Raw genomic sequence first — 1252 nt, forward strand, 5'->3', positions numbered from 1 at the left:
TGAGGCGACCCCTGGGGTGTGGACACTCTGACAATGGATCTTGATGGTCCGAGGAAGGGTGTCTTGGTGGGACGTAGGTCTCCGTATCCGGAGGAGTTCAGGAATGACGCGGTGGCGCTGTATCGCGCTGCCGCCGGTGGGCGCACGTACGCGGCGGTCGCGGCGGATGTCGCAGTGACCGGCGAGACGCTGCGGTCCTGGGTGCGCCAGGCCGATGAGCAGGCGGGTCGGGCCCATGGCGGCGTGGTGGCCGAGGGCCGAGGCGAGGAACTGACCCGGTTGCGGGCTGAGTTGGGCAGGCTGCGCAAGGCCGAGGCCGATGGCAGTTGGAGCGGGAGATTCTGCGACGGGCGGCCCAATATTTCGCCCGGGAGATGAGGGCATGACCGGCCGCTGGGACTTCGTCTCCCTCCACCGCGCCGACTTCGGCGTGCAGCGGATATGCCGGGTCCTGGGCGTCTCGCGCTCGGGCTACTACCGGTGGACGGCCGGCGCGGCCGCCCGCGCCGAGCGCAGGGCGGCCGACGACGCGCTGGTCACGGAGATCCGCGAGATCCACGCCGACCACCATGGCACCTATGGAGTGCGGCGCGTGCACGCTGAGTTGCGGGGCTTCGGGCACGGTCAACCGCAAGCGGGTCGAGCGGCTGATGCGTCGGGAAGGAATCGAGGGCCGGCACCTGCGGCGGGGCAAGCGCACCACTGTCCCCGAGCGGCTCGCGCCACCCGCGCCGGACCTGGTCCGAGGCAACTTCACCGCCGCCAGCCTGGACGAGAAGTGGTGCGGCGACATCACATACGTGCAGGTCGGCGGCGCGTGGCTCCACCTCGCCTGCGTCCTGGACATCTGCTCGCGCCGGGTGCTCGGCTGGTCCATGGCCACGCACATGCGCACCGAGTTGGTCGTCGACGCCCTGAAGATGGCGGTGGCGACCCGCGGTGGCCGCGTCGATGGAGTGATCTTCCATGCGGACAGGGGCTCGCACTACACCTCAGCGGCGTTCGCCCAGGTCAGCGACCGTTTCGGCATCCGCAGGAGTATGGGCCGGGTCGGGTCGAGCTACGACGACGCGCTGGCCGAGAGCTTCTGGCAGGGGCTGAAGCGAGAAGCCGTGCGCGGGGTTTCACGATGGTGCGGCAGGCCCGGCTGGAGATCTTCCAGTGGCTGACGTACTACAACGCCCGCGGGCGCCACGGCAGCCTCGGCTACCTCTCACCCGTCGAGTTCGAACAGCAGCATCGGGCAGAGCAT

1 pseudogene is annotated in these 1252 nt (G+C 69.7%); it reads left to right on the forward strand.

Annotated elements, in window-relative coordinates:
• Positions 1 to 66 precede the first annotated feature (66 nt).
• Positions 67 to 1252: pseudogene (locus ACZ4MF_RS49065) on the forward strand (IS3 family transposase); the annotation flags it as partial.

Source organism: Streptomyces sp. NPDC025793, from assembly GCF_055558375.1.